Here is a 5,547-nt window from a genome sequence, read left to right on the forward strand (position 1 = left end):
CCTTGGTCTCGCCACGTTCCAGCGTCAGCGACACGCCCTTGAGGATCTTCTTCGGGCGCGGGCCGTTTCGTCCGCCAGAAGGTCGCGCAACGCCGTGGCGAAGCTGCGGGCGTCGTCGGGCGGCACGAGCACCCCCGCGTCCCGGGGCACGGTGCCGGGCACGGCGCCCGCGGTGGTCGAAACGATGGGCAGGCCGTGGACGAGCGCCTCGTCGAAGACCATGCCGTAGCCCTCGTGCCGGGTCGCCAGCGCGAACACGCAGGCCCGTTGATACAACTGGTCGAGTTCCGCCCGGCCGATCCGTCCTGCCAGCCGCACACGGCCGGCGAGCCCGGCGGCCTCGATCCGACGCGAAAGGGCGGCGTCGTGTCCCGGCGCCCAGGGCGCGCCGACGATGACGGCGCGCCAGTCGAGATCGACAAGCTGTTCAAGCGCCGAGATCAGGATGTCGTGCCCCTTGCGCGGGTGCAGGAGGCCGACCGACAGGATCAGCGGCGGGTCGTCCTGCTCCGGCGGCGCCTGTGCCGGGGCGGGTTCGGGTCTGCCCGGCCGGATCACCGTCACCCGCGCGGGATCGACGCCGTAACCAGATGCCAGCGCATCGCGGGTATGCGGGCTGGGGACAAGCACGTGAACGGCGCGTTCGAGGTTGGCGCGTTCCATCGCCCGCAGGCTGCGCGCCGTGTGCGCCGAGAGCCCGCTTTCGTCAGCGAGCGGGTGATGGACCAGCGCCACGACAGGGGCGCGAAGCCTGTCCAGCGCCGCTGTTTCCAGCGCGCCGAAGGCAAGACCGTCCACGAGCAGCGCGCGGTCCGGGGGCACCTGTTCAAGGGCCGCCAGCGCTTCGGCCATTCCGGCGGCGGACGGGAACGGGAAGCCGCCGGGCAAGGGGACGAGCGACACCTCCATGCCGGTGCCGCGCAGTGCCCGCAAAAGGTGCCTGTCATAGCGGTATCCGCCCGTCGGGGCCGAGATGTCGCCGGGCACGGCGAAGGCCGCGGCTTTGTGATCCGACATTGCTTGCCTCGTGATCGTTTGGCTTTGGAAACGGGATAGCGCCATGACGCGACAAGGCAATGCCTGCCCCGGCGCGGCGGTGTCGGCCGGACATGCCTGCGGGCCGCCCGCGGGAGAAATTCTGTCTTGGCCGGCAGCCACTGGCCGCCGTCACGTGACATTGCCGCCACGCGCCCTATGTAAAAGGGGCGATAGCAATATGCGAAGCGCCATGACGCGAACCGCTCTCTGGAAACAGGCCGTTCTGGCGGCGTTCATGATGGCCCTCGCCGCGGCGGCATGGGCCTTCCGGGGCGACATCACGGCGCTCTGGTCCGAGCCGGGCCCGCCTGAGACTGCGACCGCGGCGGCCGACGCACCCGGCGTTCCCGTGTTCACCGCCGAGGTGGCAGACCGGTCCGACGACCTGACCTTCAGCGCGATCGGCACCGGGTTCGCCCGCCGTTCCGTCACGCTGCGGGCGCCGTCCAGCGGGCGTATCACGCAATTGAGCATCGACCCGGGCCGCACGTTCGCGGCGGGCGATACTCTCATGCGCCTGGATGACACCGACGAGAAGCTGGCGGTCGCGCTGGCGGAGGCGCGGCTGGCGCGCGCGTCCTCGGAGCGGGACAGGTACCGCCGGCTGCAAGACAGCGGCGCCGCGGCTGTGTCGCGGTTCGAGGAGGTCGAGACGGCGCACAGGGTTGCCGAGATCGAGCTTGAAAAGGCGCGGGCGGAACTGGCCGACCGCCACTTGCTGGCCCCGTTCGACGGCGTGCCGGGGATCGCGCAGGTGGAGGTCGGCGATCGCGTCAGCGCCGAGGACGAGATTGCCAGTTACGACGACCGCCGCGAACTGCTGGTGGAGTTCGACCTGCCCGAGACGCTGTTGTCGCGGGTCGAGGTCGGGCTGGACGTCACCGCGACCACCCCCGCCGTGGAGGGGCGTCGTTTCGAGGGGCGCGTCACCGCGATCGACAGCCGGGTGAACCGGACGACCCGTACCGCGCGGGTGCGGGCGGCGGTCGCGAACGAGGCCGATGTGCTGCGTCCGGGGGCCTCTTTTTCGGTCACGCTGGAGCTGCCCGGCCCCGTGCACCCGTCGGTTCCCGAACTGGCGCTGCAATTCTCCCGCGGTGCGCTGCATGTCTGGCGCGTGGTTGACGGGACGGTCGAGAAGGTCGAGTTGCGCCTCGTGCGTCGCCGCGCGGGGCTGGTCATCGTTGACGGGCCGCTGGCCGCGGGCGATCACGTGGTGGTCGAGGGTACGCAACGGCTGCGCCCGGGCGTGGCCGTGAACGTGCTGAACGCGCCGGCCGGGGGCAGTTCATGAATTTCCCGGGACAGGGGCTCAGCGGGCTGAGCGTGCGCCGGCCGTATCTGGCGGCGGTGATGAGCCTGTTGATCGTGATCGCGGGGATCGGCGCGCTTTTCGGTGTCGAAGTCCGCGAGTTGCCGGATATCGACAGCCCCGTCGTGTCGGTGCGGGCCAATTATCCGGGCGCGTCGCCGACCACGGTGGATGCCGAGCTGTCCTCGGTCGTGGAAGGGGCGATCGCGCTGGTATCCGAGGTGGAGGAGATCAGCACCGCGTCCGAGGAGGGCAATTTCAGGATGCGGGTCGAATTCGGCCCCGATCGCGACTTGACGAGTGCGGCCAATGACGTGCGCGAAGCGGTGGCGCGGATAGAGACGCGCCTACCCGACGGGGTCGAGGACCTTTTCGTCGTCAAGTCCGAAGCGGACGCGTCCCCCGTGCTGGACGTGGCCGTCTGGAGCGACGCGCGTGCCATCGACGAGCTGACCCGGCTGGTCGATGATTCCATCGCGCCCGAGTTCACCGCGGTGCCGGGAGTTGCCGAGGTTGTCCTGTTCGGGGATCGCGAGCGCGTCCTGCGCGTCGAGGTGCGGCCCGACAGGCTGGCCGCCTTCGGCCTGTCCATCGGGGAGGTGGCCGAGGTGCTGCGCGCGGCGCAGTTCGACGTGCCGGTTGGCAGTTTCTCGAGCGGGGAGCAGGAGGTGCTTGTGCGGGCTGACGCCACCGTGGCCGAGCCGCGGCGCATCGAGGCGCTGATGCTGCGTGACCCGGTGCGCCTTGGCGACGTGGCGGATGTCTATTTCGGCATGGCCACCCCGCAAAGCATCGCGCGGCTGGACGGGCGGATGATCGTCAGCCTCGGGGTGGTGCGGCAGGCGCAGTCCAACACCGTGCGCATCTCGAACGAGGTTCACGAGGCGATCGACCGGCTGAAGCAGCGCTACCCGGACCTGGGGTTCCAGGTGACGAGCGACAGCGCGGTGTTCATCGAGGGGGCCATCATCGAGGTGCTCAAGACACTGGGCGCGGCGCTTTGCATCGTGATCGCGGTGATCTGGGTGTTCTTCGGCCGCCTGAGCGCGACGCTGATCCCCTCGGTGGCCATTCCCATCGCGCTGACGGGGTCGCTGGCTGGTATCTGGCTGATGGGGTTCTCGATCAACCTCGTGACCTTGCTGGCGCTGGTGCTGGCAACCGGGCTGGTGGTGGATGACGCGATCGTCGTGACCGAGAACATACAGCGCCGCCGGCAGGAGGGGGCCGGGCGCCGCGCGGCGGCCGTGCTCGGGTCGGGGCAGGTCTTTTTCGCCGTCATTGCCACGACGCTCACGCTCATCGCGGTTTTCATCCCCATTTCGTTCCTGCCCGGTGACGCGGGCCGGCTTTTCACCGAATTCGGGTTCGTGCTGGCGGCGACGGTGGCGATCTCGTCCTTCGTGGCGCTTACCATGTGTCCGATGCTGGCGGCGCAGACCGACGGGCTGGGCCGGCACGGCGGCATCTTTTCCCGTCCCGGGCGCGCGCTGGCGCGTTTCTACGCCGTCCTGATCGGTCCGCTGATCCGCGCGCCGCTGGTGACGGTGACGGGGGCGATCCTGCTGGCGGGCAGTGCCGTTCTGGTTTACGACCGGCTGGGCGAGGAACTGGTGCCCGAGGAGGATCGCGGGCAGTTCGCCGTATGGCTGCAGGGGCCGGACGGGACGGGGCTGGATTATACCGACAGGCAAGTGGTCCAGGTCGAGGAGATATTGCAACCCTACGTGGATCAGGGCGTGGCCACCGGCCTCTATTCGATCACGGGGCGGTACGACCTCAACCGCGGGCAGACGATCGTGCGGCTCATCCCGTGGGACGAGCGCGAGATCAGCCAATCCGAGATCGAGGCCGCCATCGCCGACGATCTGGCCAGCATCCCGGGCGCGCGGGCCAGCAGTTGGTCGGGCAACAGCCTTGGCCTGCGCGGTGGCTCGGGCGGCGGGCTGAGCATTGGCCTGACCGGGCCCAGCTATCCCGATATCGCGCAGGCCGCGGACGCGTTCGCGCAGGACATGGCCGAGGTGCCGGGGCTGTCCGGCATCAGGGTGAATTACCAGGCCACGCAGCCGCAACTGAGCATCGGCGTCGACCGGGAGCGCGCGGCGGATCTGGGCGTGCCGATGAGCGCGCTGTCCAGCGCGTTGCGCGCGCTCATCGACGAGGACGAGGTGGCGGAGCTGACCATCGGCGACGAGCCGGTGCCGATCATGCTGCAATCGGCCGCCGGCGCGGTGCGTGACCCGGCGGACCTGATGAACCTGAACGTGCGCTCGCGCGATGGCGATCTGGTGCCGCTGAGCCAGATCGTCACCTTCGATGAAACCGGCGTTGCCGCCGAGCTGGACCGTCACGCGCAGCGCCGTGCCATCGAGATCGACGCGCGCGTCGCGCAGGAGGTGACCCTGCGCGAGGTGGTGGACGACGTGCGGGCGCTGGCGCAGGACCGGTTGCCGGCGGATATCGGCCTGATTTTCCTCGACGAGGCAGCGTCGCTGGAGGAAACCTCGGCGGCGCTGGCCGCGACCTACGTGATCGCGTTGCTGGTGGTGTTCCTCGTCTTGCTGGCGCAGTTCGAGAGTCTGACAAGCGCCGTCGTGGTAATGACGACGGTTCCGTTCGGCGTTTGCGCCGCGATCTATGCGCTGATGCTGACGGGCACCACGATCAACATATTCAGCCAGATCGGCGTGCTGATGCTGATCGGGGTGATGGCCAAGAACGGGATCCTGCTGGTGGAATTCGCCAATCAGTTGCGCGATCAGGGCAGAACGGTGATCGAGGCCGCCCACGAAGCCGCGCAGGCCCGGCTGCGGCCCATCGCCATGACGCTGATCAGCACGGTGATGTCGGGCCTGCCGCTGGTGCTCGGGTCGGGGCCGGGGGCCGAATCGCGTGCCGCCATCGGCTGGGTCATCGTAGGCGGGCTGGGCATGGCGGCGGTCTTCACGCTTTTCCTGACGCCCGCCGCCTACGCCCTGCTCAGCGGCTTCACCAAGCCGCGCGCGGCCAGCGCAGAGGCGCTGGAGCAGGAACTGCGGGCGCAGGGCAAGCCCGGATAAGCCCCGTGCGCGGCACGCGCCGTGGGTGTGCCGCGGCCCGCCGCGGTGGCGGGGGGGGCCGGGGCAACTACCACGTGGGATTTCATCTTCGCACCAATTTATAGTAGCATTAGGCGATCTAGCGCCTCAGCGCCC

3 protein-coding genes are annotated in these 5,547 nt (G+C 69.5%); 2 read left to right on the forward strand and 1 reads right to left on the reverse strand.

All coding sequences use genetic code 11. The features are described 5' to 3' along the window. Window positions 1-24 precede the first annotated feature (24 nt). A complete protein-coding gene (locus tag ACH107_RS29450) occupies window positions 25-1,017 on the reverse strand; it encodes a glycosyltransferase family 4 protein (protein ID WP_412509269.1) in 993 nt (330 codons plus the stop codon). A gap of 211 nt (window positions 1,018-1,228) precedes the next feature. Here ACH107_RS29450 and ACH107_RS29455 point away from each other — a divergent pair, with 211 nt between their 5' ends. Both ACH107_RS29455 and ACH107_RS29460 read left to right on the forward strand, forming a co-directional pair. Then, window positions 1,229-2,332, forward strand: a complete 1,104-nt coding sequence (locus ACH107_RS29455; RefSeq protein ID WP_412509270.1) for an efflux RND transporter periplasmic adaptor subunit — start codon at window positions 1,229-1,231, stop codon at window positions 2,330-2,332. Next, on the forward strand, window positions 2,329-5,412 hold the full coding sequence (locus ACH107_RS29460) for an efflux RND transporter permease subunit (protein ID WP_412509271.1): 3,084 nt from the start codon (window positions 2,329-2,331) through the stop codon (window positions 5,410-5,412). The genes ACH107_RS29455 and ACH107_RS29460 overlap by 4 nt, the downstream gene beginning before the upstream one ends. Window positions 5,413-5,547: the final 135 nt, after the last annotated feature.

It is taken from the genome of Roseovarius halophilus (ex Wu et al. 2025) (genome assembly GCF_047086965.1).